Annotated in this window: 19 protein-coding genes and 1 tRNA gene; 16 read left to right on the top strand and 4 right to left on the bottom strand. The window is 42.8% G+C overall.

The window, feature by feature from the left end; all coding sequences use genetic code 11:
- The 4 genes from ACHUFQ_RS10280 to fbaA all read left to right on the top strand — a co-directional run.
- Positions 1-338: hypothetical protein (locus ACHUFQ_RS10280; protein ID WP_394175281.1), on the top strand; the 338-nt coding region annotated here is incomplete at its 5' end.
- A gap of 362 nt (positions 339-700) precedes the next feature.
- Positions 701-1,447 (top strand): SDR family NAD(P)-dependent oxidoreductase, encoded by a 747-nt coding sequence (locus ACHUFQ_RS10275; protein ID WP_394175279.1) that lies wholly within the window; start codon positions 701-703, stop codon positions 1,445-1,447.
- A 201-nt stretch (positions 1,448-1,648) separates the two neighbouring features.
- Positions 1,649-2,266 (top strand): bifunctional 4-hydroxy-2-oxoglutarate aldolase/2-dehydro-3-deoxy-phosphogluconate aldolase, encoded by a 618-nt coding sequence (eda, locus tag ACHUFQ_RS10270; RefSeq protein WP_394175277.1) that lies wholly within the window; start codon positions 1,649-1,651, stop codon positions 2,264-2,266.
- A gap of 24 nt (positions 2,267-2,290) precedes the next feature.
- Positions 2,291-3,370, top strand: coding sequence for a class II fructose-bisphosphate aldolase (gene fbaA / locus ACHUFQ_RS10265; RefSeq protein ID WP_394175275.1), 1,080 nt, complete (start codon positions 2,291-2,293; stop codon positions 3,368-3,370).
- Positions 3,371-3,406: 36 nt separating this feature from the next.
- Here fbaA and ACHUFQ_RS10260 read toward each other — a convergent pair whose 3' ends face one another.
- Entirely contained in the window at positions 3,407-4,141 is a 735-nt protein-coding gene (locus ACHUFQ_RS10260; protein ID WP_394175274.1) for a FadR/GntR family transcriptional regulator, read from the bottom strand.
- Positions 4,142-4,433: 292 nt separating this feature from the next.
- Between ACHUFQ_RS10260 and ACHUFQ_RS10255 the strand changes: the two genes are divergently transcribed.
- From ACHUFQ_RS10255 to hemN, 11 genes are all read left to right on the top strand, one after another.
- Positions 4,434-7,571 carry a TonB-dependent receptor gene (locus ACHUFQ_RS10255; RefSeq protein WP_394175272.1) on the top strand — a complete coding sequence of 1,046 codons (3,138 nt, stop codon included), beginning with the start codon at positions 4,434-4,436 and terminating at the stop codon, positions 7,569-7,571.
- 408 nt (positions 7,572-7,979) lie between these two features.
- A complete protein-coding gene (locus tag ACHUFQ_RS10250) occupies positions 7,980-10,256 on the top strand; it encodes a polysaccharide lyase 6 family protein (protein WP_394175270.1) in 2,277 nt (758 codons plus the stop codon).
- A gap of 12 nt (positions 10,257-10,268) precedes the next feature.
- Positions 10,269-12,548 (top strand): heparinase II/III domain-containing protein, encoded by a 2,280-nt coding sequence (locus ACHUFQ_RS10245; protein ID WP_455342388.1) that lies wholly within the window; start codon positions 10,269-10,271, stop codon positions 12,546-12,548.
- Positions 12,549-12,645: 97 nt separating this feature from the next.
- Positions 12,646-13,584, top strand: coding sequence for a sugar kinase (locus ACHUFQ_RS10240; RefSeq protein WP_394175268.1), 939 nt, complete (start codon positions 12,646-12,648; stop codon positions 13,582-13,584).
- Between the two features lie 131 nt (positions 13,585-13,715).
- Positions 13,716-13,847, top strand: coding sequence for a hypothetical protein (locus tag ACHUFQ_RS10235; RefSeq protein WP_394175266.1), 132 nt, complete (start codon positions 13,716-13,718; stop codon positions 13,845-13,847).
- Between the two features lie 170 nt (positions 13,848-14,017).
- The gene (locus ACHUFQ_RS10230) at positions 14,018-14,683 is read left to right on the top strand and encodes a helicase HerA-like domain-containing protein (protein WP_394175264.1); all 666 of its coding nucleotides are present in this window, start codon (positions 14,018-14,020) and stop codon (positions 14,681-14,683) included.
- A gap of 114 nt (positions 14,684-14,797) precedes the next feature.
- Positions 14,798-15,277 (top strand): L,D-transpeptidase family protein, encoded by a 480-nt coding sequence (locus ACHUFQ_RS10225; RefSeq protein WP_394175262.1) that lies wholly within the window; start codon positions 14,798-14,800, stop codon positions 15,275-15,277.
- Positions 15,278-16,288: 1,011 nt separating this feature from the next.
- Entirely contained in the window at positions 16,289-16,867 is a 579-nt protein-coding gene (gene yihI, locus ACHUFQ_RS10220; RefSeq protein ID WP_394175260.1) for a Der GTPase-activating protein YihI, read from the top strand.
- Positions 16,868-16,879: 12 nt separating this feature from the next.
- Positions 16,880-17,386 (top strand): DUF2489 domain-containing protein, encoded by a 507-nt coding sequence (locus ACHUFQ_RS10215; RefSeq protein ID WP_394175258.1) that lies wholly within the window; start codon positions 16,880-16,882, stop codon positions 17,384-17,386.
- Positions 17,387-17,402: 16 nt separating this feature from the next.
- Positions 17,403-17,714: a TraR/DksA family transcriptional regulator gene (locus ACHUFQ_RS10210; RefSeq protein ID WP_394175256.1), complete on the top strand. Its 312-nt coding sequence runs from the start codon at positions 17,403-17,405 to the stop codon at positions 17,712-17,714.
- 90 nt (positions 17,715-17,804) lie between these two features.
- The gene (hemN, locus tag ACHUFQ_RS10205; protein ID WP_394175254.1) at positions 17,805-19,175 is read left to right on the top strand and encodes an oxygen-independent coproporphyrinogen III oxidase; all 1,371 of its coding nucleotides are present in this window, start codon (positions 17,805-17,807) and stop codon (positions 19,173-19,175) included.
- 5 nt (positions 19,176-19,180) lie between these two features.
- Here the strand turns inward: hemN and ACHUFQ_RS10200 are convergent, their stop codons facing one another.
- Positions 19,181-19,735 carry a DUF1285 domain-containing protein gene (locus ACHUFQ_RS10200; RefSeq protein WP_394175252.1) on the bottom strand — a complete coding sequence of 185 codons (555 nt, stop codon included), beginning with the start codon at positions 19,733-19,735 and terminating at the stop codon, positions 19,181-19,183.
- 462 nt (positions 19,736-20,197) lie between these two features.
- Here ACHUFQ_RS10200 and ACHUFQ_RS10195 point away from each other — a divergent pair.
- Positions 20,198-20,273: transfer RNA gene (locus tag ACHUFQ_RS10195), tRNA-His, on the top strand.
- A gap of 217 nt (positions 20,274-20,490) precedes the next feature.
- On the opposite strand, the gene ACHUFQ_RS10190 is transcribed toward ACHUFQ_RS10195, so the two are convergent.
- Positions 20,491-21,390, bottom strand: coding sequence for a phospholipase A (locus ACHUFQ_RS10190; protein ID WP_394175250.1), 900 nt, complete (start codon positions 21,388-21,390; stop codon positions 20,491-20,493).
- Positions 21,391-21,600: 210 nt separating this feature from the next.
- Positions 21,601-22,866 (bottom strand): c-type cytochrome, encoded by a 1,266-nt coding sequence (locus ACHUFQ_RS10185; protein ID WP_394175248.1) that lies wholly within the window; start codon positions 22,864-22,866, stop codon positions 21,601-21,603.
- Positions 22,867-22,986: the final 120 nt, after the last annotated feature.

Below are 22,986 nucleotides of genomic sequence, written 5' to 3'. Positions count from 1 at the left end.
CCGAGTGGCCAAAGGGATCAGACTGTAAATCTGACGGCTCAGCCTTCGGTGGTTCGAATCCACCTCCCTCCACCATTATTACCAAAGCCTGCACTGTGCAGGCTTTTTTGTTTTCTACAGGGAGTGGAAGAGAACCGTGGTTCGACAAAATAGTCAGGAACTATTTTGAACGCTCCAGCGTCCCTTTAGGGTATAAATACAGGGAAGTATTTTATCATCCACCTCCCTCCACCATTATTACCAAAGCCTGCACCGTGCAGGCTTTTTTGTTTCCTACAGAGAGTGAGTTTCATATTCCTAACCGGCGAGTCCTACCTACTGTATATCCCCTGACATAATCGTAGCCACCTTATTCTGGTTCAAGGCTTGGCTTGTTTTTTAATAAATTTCCATTTAATAACTATATTGTTTGTGTGATTGGTATTATTTTAGGATGCCAAAGGCTTTTACCAAATAGCAATTAACGGATTTTAACTTTGCAGGCTTTTGATAACGAATAAATACGGTTTTCTCAAATATAGTACCGCTCTATTATTGGCTTGTTGTCGGATTTAAGGGAGGTTACCGAATTTTATGATTTGGTAAGTATCCTTGTTTGACAATGTTTGATTGCTCCGTTAGTTTGATAAAGTAGTTTACGTCGTTCGGTTGTGCGGAACTGGGCAAAAAATTCATTAAAATTAATTTGTTGGAGTTGAATATGACCATGAATAATAAGGTAGTGATTGTTGCTGGAGGTGGTCGGGATATCGGCCGGGCTTGTGCGATTGACTTAGCTAAACAAGGCGCAAATATTGTTCTTACCTATCATTCAAGCGCAGAAACCGCACAAAGTGCTGTAACGGAAATTGAAGCACTTGGTGTCAAGGCAATTGCATTGCAAGCCGATTTAACGAATCAGGACGAAGTAGCCTTAGTTGTTAGTAAAACACTGGAGACAATGGGCAAAATTGATAGCTTGGTACATGTATCTGGTGGTTTAGTCGATCGTGTGAAAATAGCGGACATGACGATGAGTCATTGGCATAAAGTGATGGATGTAAATCTCACGTCTTTGTTTATGATGTGTCAGGCGGTTATTCCGCATATGGCAGCAGGTAGCACGATCGTTACATTTGCTTCTCAGGCTGGTCGCGATGGCGGAGGACCTGGAGCGGTTGCTTACGCAACATCAAAAGGCGCGGTTATGACCTTTACCAGAGGCCTAGCGAAAGAATTAGGTCCGGATATTCGCGTAAATAGTGTCTGCCCAGGAATGATTTCGACAGGGTTCCATGACACGTTTACCGCCGATCAGGTGCGAAAGAATGTTGCCGCTGCAACCTGTATAAAGCGGGAAGGGCAAGCCGATGAAGTTGCCAGCTTAGTCACTTTTCTGGCGAGTGATGCGTCTTCGTACATGACCGGTAATAATATTGATATTAATGGCGGACTGCTTTTCTCATAAAGCTTTTTGCTGCAGTGAAAAAAACCACTCTTTGAGTGGTTTTTTTATAAATGGCCTAAGGTGGTAATACCAAAATAAATATAATTGGTTTACAAATTTGGCTTTTTTGGTAATATTTACCCGCTCGCTGAATGGATATTAACTTTTACTGTCGTTCAGGAATCAAACTAAGTCTGTAGGACAAACAACAAGGGGCCTATGATGCCAACTTTTTCTTCTATGATGGGTAGTCAAACCATATTACCTATCGTCCAGGCAAACACACCTCAAGAGGGTGTTGAAATCGCAAGAGCTATGCAAGCAGCTAATCTAACGGCTGTTGAAGTGGTATTGCGCACAGAACAAGCTCTAGCCACCATTACTGCTATTAAAGAACAGTTACCTGATCTTAAAGTCGGTGCGGGTACCGTATTAGATCAGGCGATGATTGATGCGGTTATTGCAGCCGGCGCCGATTTTATCGTTACACCTGCTAGCACACCTACGTTGTTAAAAGCCTTAGCTGATTGCAGTATTCCTGCTTTACCTGGTGTAGCTTCGGCTTCTGAAGTACTAATGGCTCGTGAGTTTGGATTTAGTGAACTCAAGTTTTTCCCAGCCGAACAAAAAGGTGGCGCGCCATTTATTAAATCGATTTCTTCGGTTTTTTCTGGTATCAAATTCTGTCCTACTGGTGGTATTCACGCTGGCAACAAGGGTGACTATCTGGCTTTACCGAACGTCTTTGCTGTCGGCGGTACCTGGATGGCGAAAGCCGAATGGATTAAAAATGGCGAGTGGCAAAAAGTGACCGATGCTTGTATTGAAGCCAATTCATAAAGCAATTTTTTGACGAGACATATCATGACTGGATTAAAGCAATCGATTAAGCCTGGCGTTGTATTTGGCGACCAGGTTTCAGCGCTATTGGATCATGCAAGACTAAATGGCTATGCCATTCCCGCGATTAATGTTACGGGAACCCAATCGGTAAACGCGGCATTAGAAGCGGCTCATAAAGTGAATTCCCCGGTAATTATTCAGCTTTCTCATGGGGGCGCCGGTTTTTTCATTGGCAAAGGAGCACCGCTGGATAATATGGATAAGTCGATTCAGGGAGCTTTGGCTGGTGCGGTTTACGTCAATCAGGTCGCTGAGTTTTATCAAGTGCCGGTTATCCTGCACACTGATCACGCAAACCTTGGTTTGTTGCCTTGGATTGATGGATTACTTAAAGCGTCACAAAAACAATTTCAGGCAACCGGGAAGCCTCTGTTCAGCTCACATATGATTGATTTGTCGGCTGAGACGTTAGAGCAAAATATTGATATTTGCTGCCAGTACATGGCATCTATGTCGGCAATGGATATGACGTTGGAAATCGAATTGGGATGTACTGGTGGTGAAGAAGACGGTATCGATAATTCTCACCTTGATAACAGCATGTTGTACACACAACCTGAAGATGTAGCGTTTGCCTGGCAGCGCTTATCGGCAATTAGTCCTCGATTTACAATAGCGGCTTCGTTTGGCAATGTTCACGGTGTATATAAACCGGGTAATGTTCAGCTAACGCCAGAGATTTTAAAGCGCTCTCAGGAGCACGTTGCGGCACAATTTAGCCTACCTCAAAAACCCGTCAATTTCGTATTTCATGGTGGCTCAGGCTCTGAACTAGCTGATATTCATGAAGCCATTGACTACGGAGCGGTTAAAATGAATATCGATACGGATACTCAGTGGGCAATGTGGGACGGTGTGAACCGTTATCAGCAAGGTAATAAAGACTATTTACAGGCACAGATCGGTAACCCTGATGGCAGCGACAAGCCAAATAAAAAGTATTATGATCCGCGAGTTTGGTTGAGGGAAGGTGAAACGTCGATGGTTGCACGCTTAGAGCAAGCGTTTGCAGATTTAAAATGTATTAACCGTTACGTTTGATCTTTATGCAGAGAGTTAATCTGGTTAGCTTCCAGATTAACTCTTCACTAAATGATTTAATGAATATAAATCCCGGGTTTCACTAGTCTTACGACGCACTTCTTCCAACGCCTTAGCTTCACTTGCTTCAAACAAAGAGTTGATCAAACGATTAAAATGTTCATGCATCGCTGCTCTTGCGCCTTGCGAATCACGGTTTTTCAACGCTTGGTAAATGCTGGTGTGCTCCCGTAAACGTTCAGCATCACTTTGACTACAAACGCCTTTATACGCCGCTTGAATATCAGTGTTCGACTCTCTTTGAGCCCATAAGCCAGCGATGGTGAGTTGCAAAGCATTATTTCGCGTTGCACTGGAGATGATTTGATGAAATTCTTTATCCGCAAGTTCCGGATTTGTCCCTGAATCCATTTCAATCAATGTGTTATTTAAACGTGCCAGCTCTTCATCGGTAATGATTGATGCGGCCAGTGCAGCAGCTTCGCCTTCAACAAGTGCACGTGCCTGAGTCAGCTCAAATGCACTGATACTTGGGCCATCTTGCAAATCTTTCTTACTTTCTAGGACATAAACACCTGAACTGGTTTTGACTTCTACGCGACCACGAACTTCCAAGGCAATGATTGCTTCCCGGATGGTTGGACGGCTAACGCTAAAAGTTTCAGCAAGAACACGCTCTGGTGGTAAACGGCTACCTACAGGGTAGGCTCCAGCATCAATCTGTTCTTCGATTTGATCTACGATTTGCCAAAACAATCGACGATTTTTCATGTCGTATTTCCTATATAACACAAAGTTAATTCTTAACGGTGAGGCCAGACCTCTTGTATGTAAAGGTATTCATTAAAATGAGACCAAAATTCATTCTATCTCAATCAGAATCAAGCTGTCAAATTGGTCAGATCTACAGAAAATATTGTCTTACAATTGGTAATAACAAATAATCTTTTTTGGTCATCAAATGTTTGACAATGAGGAGCCGTATTGGTTACATTAAATTGTCTGTACATGATTTATTTTTATGCATTGCAACAAAATAATAAAACCAACTGAGAAAACAATAATGTTCACAACAATAAAGCTCAATAAGATTGCGTTGGCACTTCTTGACTCTAAAAAAGCCAAACGTACTTCTTCGCTGGTCTGTGCATCAGCTTTTATGGGATTACTTTCTGTACCCGCGTTAGCGGAAGAAGAGGCTCAAGCTCAAGTAGCGCAGCAAGACGTAGAAGTTATTGAAGTCACCGGCACAAATCGCCGGACAATGACTAAGTCCCTTGATATTAAAAAAACGGCTACCGTAATCGGCGATGGTATCTCTGCGGCAGACTTTGGTGAATTACCTGGTCTCTCTTTATCAGATGTTATCGAAAACGTGTCCGGAGCATCTGGTCACCGTTTAAAAGGTAGCCAAAACGAAATTTCTATCCGTGGTCTAGGTTCATACTGGGGCTACGCGACATTTAACGGGCGTACGATTACCAATGCCGGTCCTGGTCGTGCCGTTAACTTTAAAAAATTCCCTTCAGAGCTAGTTGATGGCGTTTTCATTTATAAATCACAATCTGCAGACCTTGTAGAAGGTGGTACCTCGGGTACGATCGAAGTATCTTCGCTACGCGCGGTAGATTACGGCAAGGATGAATCCAGAATCGAAGTAACCGGTATCTACAACGATTATTATAGTGACGTAGATGGTGAAGATGCGAACCCTTGGGGTGCAAAAATCACCGCTTCAACGGTACAAAATTTCGAAACCGACAGCATGGGTGATTTTGGTTTCACTTTAGGTCTTGTTCATTCTGATGACTCAAACCCAGAAGAGAACTACGGTGGTAGCTCACAGATGGGTATCTGTGCGACTCGTTTAGCCGATGGTACGCCATTGTCTGACAATGGTTCTGATTGTACATCTGGCGCGCAGGCGGTCAGTGCAGGTCGTGAAGGCCGTAATCCTACACCAATTGATGACTGGGCAAACCTACCAGAAGGCGCTGACCGTGATGATTATCGATTAATTTCAGATTATGACCCATCGTCAATTTTCTACGTACCCAATGATGCATACTGGCGTACCGGTGAAGATGAAGACACCAGAACCAGCATCGTTGGTACTATGCAGTGGATCCCTAACGATCTATTAAACTTTAACTTCGACTATGAATATTCTCGCCTGGAATACACTGAAAAGCGTATGGAATTAGGTCTGGATACTCGTCGTCGTGCCTTGTCTGACCATATTATTGGTGATGATTACACCTTACTTTATGCAAAAGGTGAAGCGCGTCCGCAATTGTTAGGTGAAGACCGTAATCAAGTCGATGATTATGACGGTTTTGGTTTAAATCTTGAATTTACGCCAAACGATGACCTTACCATCGCTACAGACCTTTCTTATTCTCGTTCATATCGTTATCGTTTGCGTCATCGTTCTAAGTTCCGTAGCGATGATCGTTACCAGTATGAGTTAGACTATCGTGGCAATAATGTTCCGACCCTTACCTGGTTAGATGATGAACGCAATGGCCCAAGTGATGCAGGTTTTAATGCAGCACAAGCTTTTGATGCAACCGACATCAATTCTTTTGTCCATGATGGTGTTGCCTATGCAGAATATCGCCGCTCCCATGAAGAACGTGAAGATGATATCTGGGCTCTGAAACTCGACGCAGAATACGTATTAGATAATGCCTATATCAGCTCGATTAAAGCTGGTGTTCGCTATTCAATGGAACACCTACTTGATTATCAGACCAACGATGTATCGATTACGTTTGCTGGTGAAGAAAGAACAACCGCTACAGATACCGCAGATTTTGACTGGGATGATAATAACCCTGAAGCGCATATGGCGTTGACCCAAGGCATTATTGATAACTGCCAAAATGGTCACTATAACGGTAACTTGTTTAATGAAGAAGGCGGCGGGTCTGGCCAATTCGTTACATATGACTCCAAGTGTTTCATTGGTCAAATGCAAGGTCAAATTGCTGGCAATAACGGCAATACCGATTTCTATGATATCGGTGAGCGTATGGACGGTCGTGATGGTGCTGACCGTGATGTAGAAGAAGATATCTTTGCTGCCTATGTAATGGCGAACATAGATACCGAAATTGCAGGCTTGCCGGTTACTGGTAATGTTGGTCTTCGTGCTGTGAAAACGGACACTCATTCTCGTGGTTGGGGTGATAAGGTTTATATCACCTCAAATGAAGACGGTACCTTTAGTGCGGAAATCAACCCAACGGGTGAAATTGAGCGCGTAACGCTTGATTCCAGCTATACCAAATATCTACCTAGCTTAAACCTACGTTTTGACTTAGGTAATGAGCTTTATCTTCGTGCCGCCGCATATCGAGCGATGTCACGTTTCCAGATGAATGCTATGTCGGCTGGTGTAAGTTATGAGCGTTGTGAAGATGTTGGTGATGAAGATCAATGTGATGAAAACACCAATACAGATTATACTCAGGTAGTTCAAAGTGGCCGTGCAAACGGTAACCATATGAATCCATATATGTCTACCAACTATGACTTATCTTTGGAATACTACCCAAGTGAAGATTCTGCATTAACCCTTGCTGCATATTACAAAGCGTTCAATGGTGGTTATGAGAATGTTCAGGATATTCGTGATATCACGGTAAATCTTGATGGCGTTGATAGCATCTATCCAAACGTTTCGCACAGTGCGGTTGATACGGCAGATGATGAATCAACCATCACCGGTATTGAATTCACGGCTAACCAGCATTTCTCAATGTTGCCTTACCCGTTCAATGGTTTAGGTGCTAGCCTTGCTTATAACTATGCAGATTCTGATTTTGTTACCGAAGAAATCGCAAGTCCAGGTCTTGTGCCTGATGCAAACTTGTTTGGTTTCTCTAACAACGTAGGTTCTGCATCTGTTTACTGGGAAATGGATAAGTTCTCGATGCGAGTACTTTATAAATATCGCTCGAAGTATTTCCAACCGAATAACTTACCGTTCCCAACACGTTCACATCGTTACGTACAAGATCAGGACTACGTAGATTTCTCTGCTAGATACAAGATCGCTAAGAACGTATCGGTATCGCTTAAAGCGCTGAACTTGTTAAACGAGCCGCAGGTAATGACGCGTGGTAATGATACTACCATTGCAGACTACTCTCGCTCGGGTGCTAAGTTCTACTTAGGCGTGAAAGCTAAATTCTAATGTAACTCCCAAACATTAGGATTACTCGAAGCTCTCTTTTACTGCACATATTAGAGAGCTTCACCCTTTTTCTAATTGCGATAAATATGTGCACAATTCAGGAAGCCAATCCAGGCTTTTATTGCACGGATGCATTTATCCTGCGTTCTAAAGGAACGTAAGCGTGTATACAATAACTCGGTATTTGGATATGGTACTCCATCTCAAATAACGAAAAATACCGCATAAATGAGTTTCGAGCATTCCCTTACGGGCGAGTTTTAAAAACACGGATGCGCGAGTTATTCGAATTTGAAATAGATGCCTATTCTTTTATTCGAACACCTTGGCTGAACTATTTTGAATTTTCGTTGCATGGGCGAATTGTATTCGTAGTTAGTATTAGACAATCAATAATTGAGTAACAACATGGGTCATATGTCAAAACTGGTCAAAGCGTTTCTCCCTCTGGTAGCGATAAGCTTACCGTTAATGAGTAATATGGTTGCTGCCAAGCAGTTTAAAGTCTCTTCACAGGAACAATATTCCAAAACCCTTAAACAAGTTGAGCCCGGTGACACGATTGTCCTGGCCGACAAAGTCTGGAAAGATTTTGAAATTGTTTTTAAAGCCAAAGGTACAAAAGCTAAGCCAATTACCTTAACCGCTGAGACATCAGGCAAAGCTATCTTAACGGGTAATTCCAATTTACGCCTCGCCGGTGAACACCTAATTGTCAAAGGATTGGTTTTCAAAGATGGTTACTCGCCTACCGGAGAAGTCATCTCATTTCGTCGCAATAAAGATGATCTGGCTAACCACAGCCGCGTTACTGAAGTGGTTATCGATCATTACAGTAACCCAGACAAATTTGAATCCGATAAGTGGGTGGTGATGTATGGTAAACATAACCGTTTTGACCATTCTCATTTAGTCGGTAAAAGCAATGCGGGTGTCACCATGGCGGTTCGTTTAAATACGGAAGACAGTCAGCAAAACCACCATCGCATTGATCATAACTATTTTGGCCCACGTCCAATTTTAGGCTCCAATGGTGGCGAAACCCTTCGAATTGGTACCAGTCACTACTCTTTAACTGATTCATTCACCATTGTTGAGAACAATTATTTCGACCGTTGTAACGGCGAAGTTGAAATCATCTCCAATAAATCTGGTAAAAATGAATTCCGCGGAAATGTCTTCTTCGAATCTCGCGGTACGCTTACCTTGCGTCATGGCAGTGGTAACTTAGTTGAAGATAATATCTTTTTTGGCAACGGCGTTGACCATACCGGTGGTATCCGCGTTATAAACGGTGATCAAACTATCCGTAATAACTACCTGCAAGGTTTAACGGGTTACCGTTTCGGTAGTGGCTTTACAGTGATGAACGGGGTGATTGACTCGCCAATTAATCGTTATCATCAGGTTGAAAATGCACGCATTGAAAACAATACCATGATCAATGTCGATCATATTCATTTGGCAGCGGGCAGCGACAAAGAACGCCAGGCGGTTCCAGTTGATTCCGTGTTCGCCAATAATTTAATCGTTAATGAAACCGATAAAGACAATTTCAGCGTATTTGATGATGTTTCTGGCATTGAATTTAATAACAATATCCGCTCTAACGTTGATAATCCGGCGCTGACCAAAGGTTTTGAGCAACAGTCTATTGAACTGTCTGAAGCAGATAATGGCTTGATGTATGCTAAAAATGCTCCGCAATCGGTTGGCGTAAGCAAAGATCTTAAGGTGTTAGATAAAGAGCAGACCGGCGTTTCCTGGTATGCTAAACCGGGTCGCGAATTAGATTTTGATCAGGGTAGCACTCATACGGTGAAAAATGCCTCAGAGTTGTATGATGCAATTGAACAGGCACAATCCTCTGATGTCATTGCGCTGGAAGCGGGCGAGTATATTCTCGATAAAATTATCCCTCTTTCGAAAACCCTGACTTTTAAATCGGCAAGCAAAGATGCTCAGGCAAGTTTAAAAGTATCTCGCTCAACGACCTTCGATATTCACGATGGCGGCAATTTAAAACTACAAAATCTAAGCATCGATGGTGAATATGCGCCTGACAGTGCTGGTAATGCAATAATCCGTACATCCAAGATCCCAATGTTGGCAAACTATCGATTTATCGCCGATCAGGTCCAGGTATCTGGTTTAGATATTAATCACTCGTTTCATTTCTTTGATGCTGGCAATCGTTCATTCGCTAATGACATCCGTATTACCAACAGTTCATTTAGAAAAATTACCGGAGATATTCTTCGTCTTGACAAAGAGATGGACGATCTAGGGATATATAATGGTGAATATATTACATTGAATGACAATGTATTTGAGTCTGTTCAGGGTGCGCTTGTGAAGCTTTACCGAGGTGGTACAGATGAAAGTACCTTTGGACCTCACTTTAGTTTTAACAATAACCAGGTGATTTCGACGGGCAAAGGTAAGCGCAATAAGTATAAAGCATCCTTATATTTGCACGGTGTTCAGGTGAGTGATGTACAAGAGAATGAATTCCTGGATAGCGCGGGTCTTGTCGTTGAACACACGGTTGGTGAACCGCAGACTCTAGTTAAATCAAATAACTTTATCGCAACGCCGAAAATTGTTGTCAAAGAGCTAAATTTCCCAGGTGAAATTACCGCCACATTGATTGATAACAACTATCAGGCTGCGGCTAAAAAATAAGGAATAATGAACGTGTTATATTCCCATATTGTTATGCGTATCAGGCAAACAACACGCCTTGTAAAAGGGTTGTCGAAATCTGTAGCTGTGATCCAATCTGCAGTGGTTGCTGTCAGTCTAACCTTTGCGATGGCTGCTCATGCTGATGCCTCTAGTAACGGGGCTCACCCCAGACTTGTTGTGAGCGCCAGTGATGTTCCTGCGATGCAGCAGGCAATTCAGCAGCAAGGTAGTTTTCAGGATGCTTATCAAGCGCTAAAAGCACAGGTGGATAAGCAGTTAACTCAAGCCATCAATATACCTTTACCAAAGGATGCAGGTGGCGGTTTTACCCATGAGCAACATAAACGAAACTATCGTCTCATGCACGACGCCGGTATTTTGTATCAGTTAAGTCAGGAGCAAAAGTACGCCGACCATGCTATTGAGATGTTGCTGGGTTATGCCAAAATGTACAAAGACTTACCATTGCATCCGATGCAAAAAGAACAGGCGCCAGGGCGTTTATTCTGGCAAAGCCTTAATGAAGCGGTATTTTTGGTTTATACCATCCAGGGTTATGACTTTGTCTATGATGTTGCCAGCGAAGCGCAGCGTCAGAAGATTGAGTCAGGATTGTTTCGTCCAATCGCTAGTTTCTTATCGTCGGAGTCTCCACAAACCTTCGACAAAATTCATAATCATGGAACCTGGGCTACCGCCGCGGTTGGCATGACTGGTTTGGTACTTAACGAATCTGAGTGGGTAGAGCAAGCTCTCTATGGTTTGGATAAATCCGGTACTGGTGGCTTTATGCGTCAGTTGGATGAACTTTTCTCGCCACAGGGTTATTACACGGAAGGCCCTTATTATCAGCGTTATGCGTTAATGCCATTCGTGTTATTTGCCAAGTCGGTTGAGGTAAACCAACCCGAACGTAAAATATTTGAGTATCGTGACAATATCTTGCTCAAGGCTATCGATACCACTATTCAATTAAGTTACAACCAATTGTTCTTCCCAATTAACGATGCCATAAAAGACAAAGGTATTGATACGGTTGAGTTGGTTTACGGGGTAACCATAGCTTATGGTTTAACCGGCGATCCACAATTACTGGACGTTGCTAAACAGCAACAACAGGTGTTATTGACAGGGGATGGTCTGAGTGTAGCGCAAGGCATTGATTCCGGTAAGGCTGAACCTTATCATTTTGCCAACAAGGCGTTCGGTGATGGTCAGGATGGAAAGCAAGGAGCGCTTGTCGTGCTTCGGGCTAATCAAGATGACGCGGATATTCCAGAAAAACATCAGGCGCTAGTCTTTAAAGCCACCGCTCAGGGTATGGGACATGGTCATTTTGATAAATTGAGCTGGATTTTCTACGATAATGGCCATGAAGTTGTCAGTGACTATGGCGCAGCACGATTCTTAAACGTTGAAGCCAAATATGGCGGTCATTATCTTAAAGAGAATAAGAGCTACGCCAAGCAAACGATAGCCCACAATACGTTAGTCGTTGATAAGCGCAGCCATTTTAAAGGTAATACCAAACGTGGTAATCAACACGCCCCCAAGGTAACGTTGTTCGCCACCGACGATGATATGTCTGTGTCTTCTGCTCATATTGATACCGCTTATCAAGGTGTGGATATGCGTCGTACCCAGGCGTTGATTAATCTTGAAAATCGCGCGCTACCAATTGTTATTGATGTGTTTAATGTTACCAGTGATAAAAATCATACATACGATTTACCATTGCACTTTAATGGTCACTTAATGGATACCTCTGCGACATTGAATACCAATAAAACCGCATTGGCGCCGTTAGGTAAAAAAGATGGTTATGAGCACCTATGGTTGACATCTGAGGCAAGCCTTAAGCAGCCTTTAAGCAAGGTTACCTGGTTGAATGACGATCGCTTTTATACCATGACGACCAAAACCACAAAAGACATGACGTTATTGTTCACCCGTACAGGTGCCAATGATCCTGACTTTAACCTGCGCGAAGACAAGGCGTTTATCTATCGATTAGAAAAATCGAAAAATGTCGATTTTGTTAGTTTGTTGGAACTGCATGGAGAATACAATCCAAGTAAAGAATATACATTGGATGCGCATTCTCAATTAGAAAATCTGGATTTTACTGTACACGGTGATGTGCAGGTTGTAAGTTTCAAATTGGCTGGTGCAAACCCCATGTTGCTTGCCTTGGTGCCTGAAGGGGCATCGGATAAACGTTATACGTTTACTCATAAAGGTAATAGCTATCAGTTTACTGGCCAATATTTATTGACGACAGAACAGTAAATTTTAACATCAACGTAGTATTCTATTGGCTTTATCCGCTCATTCGAGTCGATAAAGCCAATTTTTGTAATTAAAACTGAAAGGAAAATCACCCCAAATGAACAAGATTGTATTAATGGGCGAATGTATGATTGAGTTGCTGCAAAATAAGCTGTCAGGTCAAATAGCAGGCCAGTCGTTTGCTGGTGATGTCTATAATTCTGCCGTTTATTTAAAGCGCTTGTTTCCAGGGATTGATACCAAGTTGTTAACAGCTATTGGTACTGACAGTATGAGCGATGCCATGTTAACGACCTTTGCCAGTGAGGATCTTAACAATCAATTGGTCTTTCGCGATAACGAGCGTTTGCCGGGTATCTATTTGGTGCAAACCGATGACCAAGGTGAACGTTCTTTTCTGTATTGGCGAGAAAGTGCGGCAGCTCGTCAGGTTATGCAGTTTATCGAAGTACCTGACACCTTACAGTTAGATGCTGGCGATGTGTTTTTCTTTACCGGGATTTCTTTGGCAATACTAGATAAATCTCATCGCGAAAAGTTCTGGGATTTGGTCAGCGGGTTAAAGCAGCAAGGTGTAAAAATCGCCTTTGACCTGAATTATCGGGCGCGTCTGTGGAGCACTCTTGAAGATGCACAACAGCAATTTGCCAATGCATATGCGGTGTCCGACATTTTGATCCCTGGGGTTGATGATTTTGAACAAATGTATCCAACGTTATGCAATGCCGGCACCGAAACCGTGGAAACAATCGTTGCATTTTTCCAGGAATTTGATTTTTCTGAATTGATTATCAAGAACGGCGAAAAAAATGTGATTGTGATGACACCTGATTCTCGTGATGAGGTGGATGTGACTCGGGTGACGAATGTTGTCGATACGACCTCTGCAGGCGATTCTTTCAATGGCGCTTATTTAGGTGCTCGTATCGCCGGAAAATCGATGCTCGAAGCAACTCGTCTGGCAGCAACCGTCGCCGGTGAAGTGATTCAGCATCCAGGTGCTATTGTTCCGAAAGATGCCTTTAAAAGCTTTTAATTGTTTTTAACCTAAAGACATTTAACTTTCCCCAAACCGCTATCGCTTAGTCGTATAGCGGTTTTTACGTTTCTAAGTACCAATTTTCTATTTCTGTGCAAAGCTTATCTCAATACCTATTGAGAGCATGAATGGCAGAAGTGAACCTGGATAAATTTAAGCAACTGATTATTGAAGGCTACAGCGCTGACGGGCCTTTAATGACTATTGGTGCGGCAAAGCTTGCCGAGCAGGTGTTCGCGGAATTATACCAATCGCATTAAATTATTGCTCACTCAGTGAGAGTTTAAAGGCTTTTAGACAAGGCTTTGATTGCAGAGAATGGTCACTCCGCTCTCAAAATCAGCCAAAATCAGTAACGTAGTCCAAATGCCTTTAAAACTCACCCGTAGGGAGTTAGTGAGAGGCCCATTTACTGCCCTAACTCTGAGTTGTGCACAAACTTAATGGGATTGGTATTATTGATGAAGCCCATCTGATTTTTTCTGGCCAGTCAACTGAGTTGGCAAGCCAGTTAGAGTCCATGGTGAAACTGATTCGCTCAAAAGGGGTTGGCTTATTTTTTGTTACCCAGAACGCTACCGATATTTCTCCGGGCGTATTGTCGCAGCTAGGCTTGAAGATTCAGCATGCGGTGCGAGCCTTTACCGCCAAAGATAGAAAAGCCTTAAAGCAGTCAGTAGAAAACCTCCCGGATTCAGAGTTTTATGATGCAACGGATGCTTTAACCAACCTCGGAGTTGGCGAGGCCATCGTTACCGGATTGGGTAAAAAAAGTGTGCCCACACCTTTGGTTACCGCGTTGCTTCGTGCTCCCCAAAGCAGAATGGGAGTACTTACCGATAGCGAGGTAAGCACTTTGCTTTCCCAGTCGCCAATCAGCGATAAGTATAATGAGAAAATCAACCGCGAAAGCGCCTATGAAATCCTCAATGAAAAACTTGCTAAAGCCGCGATCGCTGCGGAACAACATAAAGGCGACAAATCTACCGCAAAGCGGAAATCGTCATCATCAACATCGGCGATTGTGAAAATGCTTACCAGTGCAACGTTTGTTCGAGGCGTATTCGGTCTATTAAACAAAATGTTAAGTAAGTAATCACAGGCAAAAATCTTACTTTTTACTACTCTTAATACGAGACTGTTCTTATTCTAATCCCTACTGGTTTCTTGTTGTTTTTGAATACCAATAACTATCAAAGGAGAAGCCGGTATGCCGCGCTTTTTTTATTTGTTGTTGTTGTTGTTGTTTCCCTCTTTAACTTTTGCACAAATTGATTTGGTTAAGGTCGATAAATCAGAAAACAGGATGTACTTGCTCTGGCAAGGGGAAATTGTGCGTCAATATCACATTGCTCTAGGGGAAAACCCTAAAGGCCATAAACAACAAGAAGGGGATGAGAGAACCCCAGAAGGGAGATACTTATTGGATTATAAAAAGGAAGATTCATCGTTTTACCGGGCGATGCATATTAGTTACCCGAATGCAGAGGATTTGGCTAATGCCAGAGAAAATCAAGTTTCTGCAGGCGGCTTAATTATGATCCACGGCCAAAAAAATGGTATGGAAAAACTGGCGCCAATTACGCAACAATACAATTGGACCGATGGCTGTATTGCGTTAACTAACGACGAAATGGACGAATTTATGGCACTTGTTGATGTTGGTACTCCGATAGAAATTGAGTGGTAATACCAATCCCATTAAATTATTGCTCACTCAGTGAGAATTTAAAGGCTTTTAGACACGGCTTTGATTGCAGAGAATGGTTATTCCGCTCTCAAAATCAGCCAAAATCAGTAACGCAGGATAAATGCCTTTAAAACTCACCCGTTGGGAGTTAGTGAGAGGCCCATTTACTGCCCTATATTTCATTAATATAGAATGACTATATCAACGAAATCTATGTTGTAACTGAACCTCTGCCATAACTCTGAGTTGTGCACAAACTTAATGGGATTGGTATAATCTTAACGGTTGTAAACCTCTCTGCAGTCCTGACGTTTGAAAATTATCTCTTGCTGCGCTTGTTCAGCCAATGCTTATTTAGCTTGCAATCTTAGTTCAATAAATGAACCCAGGGATTACTATCGAGGAGAATGTAATCGAAGGAATCGTTGAATATTTCTCCTCCTGTGTAAGACATTGACCATTGTAGCTAGGGGTTAAAACGGATAATTTACCCTAATAATTTGATGAATCCCATATAAAACATGGGTTTGCGGTGGTGCTCGATATAGGTCTTAAGGTAAAGGCTGATTTTTGGATTGTAACCAAGTGTAACCCGAGTACACTTAATAACAGCTACAAGGAGTAGCGAAATTAGAAATCAAATAATGGAATTTCAGTAAGGATGCTGGATGGACATTCTGGTAAGGATTACCCTTTTAAGCACGGATGGCTTACTTGCTTAGGAATAGCAATTATACCTCTTTGAGGTTATGGATAGCCTATAAGGCGTCAGGACGACCGAAAAGAAAAAATAATGTATGGAAACGAACGAATATATGGATAGTTGATAAGGATATATTCTGGCTGGAGTGCCAACAAGAAAAAGAGCTTGTTAAGAGCTTTGGAAAAGCGATAGTAACCCTATCGCTTTTTTTTCGTCTATTGATTAGTGACAACTAATTTCGTGAAGTCTGGGGTTTTACCGCGCTATGCAGTAAAATAACAGTATTATCCATTATTTACAGACTCCTAATGTCCCGTTCAAAGAAATCCAGAAAAGAAGGCGCCTTAATGAAGGCGATTTTGCCAAAACGTACTCCGAAACTTGAAAAGGAAAAACGTATTCGCAAAAAAACTGGCAATAAGCCCGGTTCTCGCCAGGATGCCGATATGAACCAATCAACCAAGCATGGCTCATCTTCAGAAAATAAAGATCCACGCCTTGGCAGCAAAAAGCCAATTGCCTTAGGTGTGACAAAATCCACACCGTCGAAATCGCATGATAAACCCGCTAGCAAGGAGCAACCGATTGCCCCGATCCGGGTTGTCGATAACAGTGAGGTATTGGAGCAGGAATTGCTGGCCTTGGAAAACAACGAAGTGTTGCAATTGTTGGCGGCCCGAGATGAGGCCGGTGAAGATTTATCGCCCGAGGAACAATCAGAATTGCAGACAAGTATGGCGCGTTATCAGGAGCTTTTGTCTTTATTAGGATTAGAGCAGGAAGAAGATATATCGACTGAAGAGAGCTCGCAAATAAGTGAAGATACGCTTTGGGATAAGCTTGATGATTATGACTTTAGTGAATACAAAGAAGATAAAGACGAATAAGGCAGTAACTTTGTGTCAAATTTAACAATAGGGCTATTGATTGCAGCCGCTTTCATTATTTTTTTACTGGCAGCTTATGCCAGTTACCTGCTTTTTAAGCTCAGACATCAAAACAAAATGCATCGTCAGGCGGCACTAGAGCAGCAGCGCAATCGTGCGGAAAAAGATCTGAAAGTTATTTCCAGCATTCTTATCATCTGTCGAGCAATGCAGGAAAAACAATGTGAGTTATCAGAAGGTTGCTGGCGCCTTTCGGTGTTGATGGAATCTTTAGATGAGCCTCTTAAATCTCCAACTGAACAATTCCCTGCTATATTTAGCTTATACAACAAGATTTCGCATATGCCGATTCTTGAGGAAAGAAAGAAACTTTCCAAGAAAGAAAAGTTGGCGTTGGATCTGGAGCGTATGGGTTACGAGGAAGAACTGGAGGCACAAGTTTTTGCCGATATTGAAAGCTTGATACCTGAAGCCACTAGCTACCAACAAGCATTGCGAGATCTGACACAAAGCAAATAATAAAGAGGCTGAGTATATGTCAGAAATTCTCAAGGTGGAATTTACAAAACGGATAGTCGAATTACAGTCAAGGGTGAGTTCGATTCACCAGGATTTTGCCGAAGGCCGAAACGCTGATTGGTCCGAACAGGCTGGTGAACGAGAAAATGACGAAGTGTTAAATGCCCTTGAAGTTGAAGCTAAAATTGAGATTCAGCAACTCTCCAATGCGATCACTCGGATCGAGAACGGTTCTTACGGTATCTGCCAGGGCTGTGGAGAAGATATTGCCCGGGAGCGCCTGAAGGTGCAGCCTGCGGCCACAAAATGCATCCGTTGCGCCGAATAGGGCGTTTTTCACCACGGCTTTTGTCCCAGATCAACGTTTTAATAGTGAATGTAAATTAGACTGGCGTTTTTTAACGTCAGGTCTGATTTTATGTCTGCAGTATCCTTTGCTCAAAACCCGCTTGTCGCAAAATACAATCTACAAGGGCCTCGTTATACGTCATACCCTACAGCACTGGAATTTACTGAAACATTCGATCGCCAGGCATTTATCGATGCCATTGACTCTAGCCAGAGTCGGGATTTGTCTTTATACATTCATATCCCTTTTTGTCACAAGCTCTGTTATTACTGTGGCTGCAATAAAATTGTCACCAGACATAAGCATAAAGCCCAGCAGTATCTGAGCTTTTTGAAGCGAGAAATCAACCAACAGGCAAAACTTTTTTCTGCACACAAAGTGGCTCAGATCCATCTTGGTGGTGGCACGCCGACATTTTTAGATGATCAACAACTTGAACAGTTGACGGCTTATTTGCACCAGCAATTTTCGTTTGCCGATAACGTTGAAATGGGGATAGAGATAGACCCTCGGGAAATGACCAAGGAGCGCATTACTCACTTGTACAATATCGGTTTTAACCGGTTGAGCATTGGTGTTCAGGATGTCAATGAAGAGGTTCAGGATGCCATAAACAGAAGGCAGTCTACCGAGCATATCAAAGCCTTAGTTGAGCAGGCGAAAACGCTGGGATTTACGTCGGTTAACCTTGATCTGATTTATGGACTTCCCCATCAAAATACTGAGACGATGCTACAGACCATTGACGCAGTAAAAACCATGGACCCAGATCGAATTTCACTGTTTAGTTATGCTCACTTACCGCAACGATTTGCGTCGCAAAAGAAGATAAAGGACGCGTGGTTGCCTAACGCCACCGATAAACTACGACTGATGGAACAAGCTATTACCGCCTTTATTGAACATGGTTATCAGGCCATCGGTATGGATCATTTTGCCAAGCCGGATGATGAATTAGCTGTAGCCCAAAGAGAAGGGCGCTTACATCGAAATTTCCAGGGTTATACGACTCTTGGAAATTGTGACTTGTTGGGGTTAGGGGTGTCTGCTATCAGTGCGGTAGGGCGAAGTCTGGCGCAGAATCATAAGGCGCTGACCGATTACTATCAGGCTATCGAAGAAAATGAACATGCATTGGCGCGAGGTCTGACTCTGACCGCTGAAGATGAATTACGCTCAGAAATCATCAAACAATTGATGTGTAACTTCCGACTCGATAAAACATACATTGAAGAGAAGTTTCAAATCATTTTTGATCAGCATTTTTTTGATGACATCCAGTCACTCAAACCGTTACAAAGCGATGGCTTACTTGTCGAAGACAAACAGCAAATTCAAGTTTGTGAAATCGGACGTTTGTTTGTCCGCAATATTTGTATGTCTTTTGACCAATATATTAAGCCTAAACTGGCAAACAATCGCTATTCAAGCATCGTCTAAAAGATCTATAGATTGCCGATGGAATACTCTTTACCAGCGCTGCAAATCACGGCTTTTTGTTGATGTGCAGCGTCGTTGTCAGTTTTAATGTCGGCCATTTCAGCCCACTGATAATAGACATTTCGATGTACTCTGGCATAGAGATTTCGCCGAATTCGGACTTTCAAACCCTGTTCGTCAATTTCGATCGGGTGTTGTTCGGATATGATGACCGAATCGCCAACGCTGGTGCTAACTTGAATCAAGGGTGTTGACGTGTCATTGATGTGTTGCCACTGAGTGATTATAAGCGGTAAATCATCGACGGTGATGCGAACTTTTTCAACCGGCGTAACCAGAAAATATTCACTATCTTCAAACCATAGAACGGTTGCAAATAGTTGTACCATGGGCGCGCGTCCAATCTCACTATTTTGATAAAACCATTTTCCTTGGCGATCTATGTTAATTGCAATGTCACCACAAAATGGCGGATTCCACTTTTCAATCGGTGGACCTTCACCAGACGCGGTATTTAGAGCGTTAACGAGTTTTTCTAATGACATATAGGAGCTTAACATTAAACGTTTTCTAGGTAATACCAATCACATTAAATTATTGCTCTCTCAGTGAGAATTTAAAGGCTTTTAGACAAGGCTTTGATTGCAGAGAATGGTTATTCCGCTCTCAAAAACAGCCAAAATCAGTAACATAGTCCAAACGCCTTTAAAACTCACCCGTAGGGAGTTTACCAGAGGCCCATTTACGTCCTTATATTTCATATATATAGAATGACTATATCAATGAAATCTATGTTGTAACTTAACCTCCGCCCTAACTCTGAGCTGTGCACAAACTTAATGTGATTGGTATAAGTATAATGGATGTGGTCAAAGACTTTGATTAGCAACTACCTGCAATAATGATAATTTTGCTAAAAAGGTAAACTTTTTGTGTTTGGTGCTTGTATTTGTCGGTCAGGATAATATACAATCCGCGCACTGTTTCAGGCTGTCTTCCTTGGCCTAAACACACCTTCAGTGGTGGCTGTAGCTCAGTTGGTAGAGCCCCGGATTGTGATTCCGGTTGTCGTGGGTTCAAGTCCCATCAGCCACCCCATTTTAAAATTTCTAAGTAAGTCTATATTCTCAGGTTAAGTGTCTGTAAACCACGATGCGAAATCACTCGTGATTCCGCAAATACAGATTGGCGTGGGTTCAAGCCCCATCAGCCACCCCATTTTATTCCCAAACATCCCTAGAATACACTAAGAAATCGCGAGTAGCCCACGATGCGAAATCACCCGTGATTTGACCCACCGAAGTTGATTTTGAGATTAGTCGAAATAGGTATCGAGCATAATACCTAAGCCGATTTTTTGCTGATTGTGGTTGTAATCGATTAAGCTTTCGCCATAGCCATTAAAGTATTGCAAATACCCTCTCAGACCACTCCAGATTGGAAAAGTCAAACCCAGTTCAAATGCCCCCTTGTGGGTGGAAAAATTTTCTCTGAGCATAATATCCATGCCCACATCTCCCCATAGATACTCAAACTCTAACTGGTAATTGCCCATGTAATCGCGAATATCCGGGTTATCATCACCCTCAGGATCGTCTGGGCTGGTTTTTTCATTCTCGGGCAGCCGATACCAAGGTTTGAATGTGGCTTTGAAATCGGTTTTTTGAAAAATCACTTCGCCGTACATACGGTTCCAACTGCGGCTAAGTAGCTGTGATCGACCATTAGACTGATGCTCCAAACCAACGCCTAAGGTTATGTTTCCGTCCAGGACTTTCCAGGGGGTTTTTACCCGGTAGAATACTTCTGGTTGATAATTAGTTTCTCTAAAGGGCTTGGAAATATTATCGGCATAAATCTGCCACCAGGACTGTAAGGTAATCCCAAAGTGCAAACTGTCTTGTTCGAAAATGAAGCCTTCATTCAAGAGTGGAAACATCAGACTGATTTGATATTTGGCTTCGATGTCCTCAAAATTATCCGCAAACGTTGGTACGTTGTCATAGGCCTCGTGATGGAAGTCATCCGTTGCTGTAATCGGCAAAACATAGTTACGTTTGTGAGGTTTAAGAATGAAGTAACGAGTGTCATAGCGCGATTCTGGTTGCGCTTCCTCGGGCTGTTCTTCTTTTGCGTTTGGTGTTTCATCAGTCGCAATGGCGGTTGTGCTGTACAGGCATAAATAAGCACTAATGATAAAAAGTAGAGTTCGCACTGTGTTGTCCATCTATTGTTGTTAATTCTATGGCGTTCCTTGATTGCTGATTATATCCTAAACCCCATTAAATTTATTAAACAACTTCTCGGTGCCAACATCTGCTTTGAGCAGGGCGTTGCAAGTTCTTTGAGTAATCTGTTTCCCTGAACAAATATCGGGCAAAAAAAAGCCAGGTAAAACCTGGCTTTTTGGTATTGTAATTGAAGCTTATTTCAAAGAAGACATGTATTGTGCAACCGCATCCATATCTTCATCAGTCAGTTTTTCAGCAATATTGCGCATCATGCTGTTCATGTCGTTACCACGAGAGCCATCACGGAATTTGCCAAGTTGAGCTTTTAAATAATCAACATGTTGTTGGCCTACGACTGGGAAGCCGGCAAGTGCCATACCCTGACCGTCAACACCGTGACAGGCAATACATGCAGTGATACCGCGTTGTGGGTCGCCACTTACATAAATGTCTTTTCCGCGCTCATTGGCTTGTGCTGCGCTTGGCGATACTTTTTGACTGGCAAAGTAAGCCGCAAGGTTCTGCATATCTTCTTCAGATAGTGGCGCAACCATACCAGCCATTACTGGATCAACACGGCCTTCTTCGTTGTTACTATCAGCGGCTTTTTTGAAGTCCATTAACTGTTTGAATAGGTACTGTTCGCTTTGACCCGCTAGTTTAGGATACATAGGCAGGGCACTGTTACCGTCAGCATTGTGACAGGCAACACAGGTACCCGATTTTTCTTTACCCAGGGCCACATCACCAACGTGCTTCAAGGTGACGGTTTTCTTGGCTTTAGCGGCTTCTTTAACATCCGCAGGCGCTTTTAAGAATTCACCAATATCTGCGATATCCTGTTCCGTCAGATTGGCGGCAACCTGATTCATCGCTGCATTAACTCGACCCGATTCGCCGTCAGTTGTTGCATGCTCTTTAAAATTGTTCAATTGCTTAACAATATATTCAGGATGTTGATTAGACAGATTTGGGTTAATTAAGACGTCGCTGTCACCATCTTTACCGTGACAGGTAATACAAGCGGTAATGCCGCGGCTTTCATCGCCTTTTTCGTATAAGGTTTTACCCATAGCAGCATCCGCTACAATTGCCGGAGCTGCAGGTGCTGCTGGCGCGGTGCCAGAATCGGTGCCGGCGCTATCAGAGCCAGTGCTGCTACCAACACTCTCAAAGTATGCACCTAAATCGGCCATATCCTGATCCGACAGGTTTGCCGCCATAGGCGCCATTACCGGGTCGACACGAGAACCGTCTTTAAACGCTTTTAATTGCTTGGCGATATAATCGGCGTGTTGCCCAGCCAGGTTAGGATAGGCGTCAGTGGTACCAATACCATTAGCGCCATGACAAGCGGCACATACAGCAGCTTTGCTTTTACCAGCTTCTGCATCACCTTGAGCCATTACATTACCCATCAAACCGTAACCCAGGATTACTGAGAGAATGATTTTTTTCATAGAGTTTCTGCCTGTATTTCAAACCATAATGCATTCATGCATTACAATTTATAACGGGTTTATAAAAAATTTCCGACATTTTACACGAAAAGATACAGTTCTGTAATGGCTAAGATCAAA

The organism is Thalassotalea litorea (assembly GCF_043642205.1).
Lineage (GTDB): Bacteria > Pseudomonadota > Gammaproteobacteria > Enterobacterales > Alteromonadaceae > Thalassotalea_A > Thalassotalea_A litorea.
Note: the sequence above shows the minus strand (reverse complement) of the source record. Positions and strands in the feature narration are given on the sequence as shown.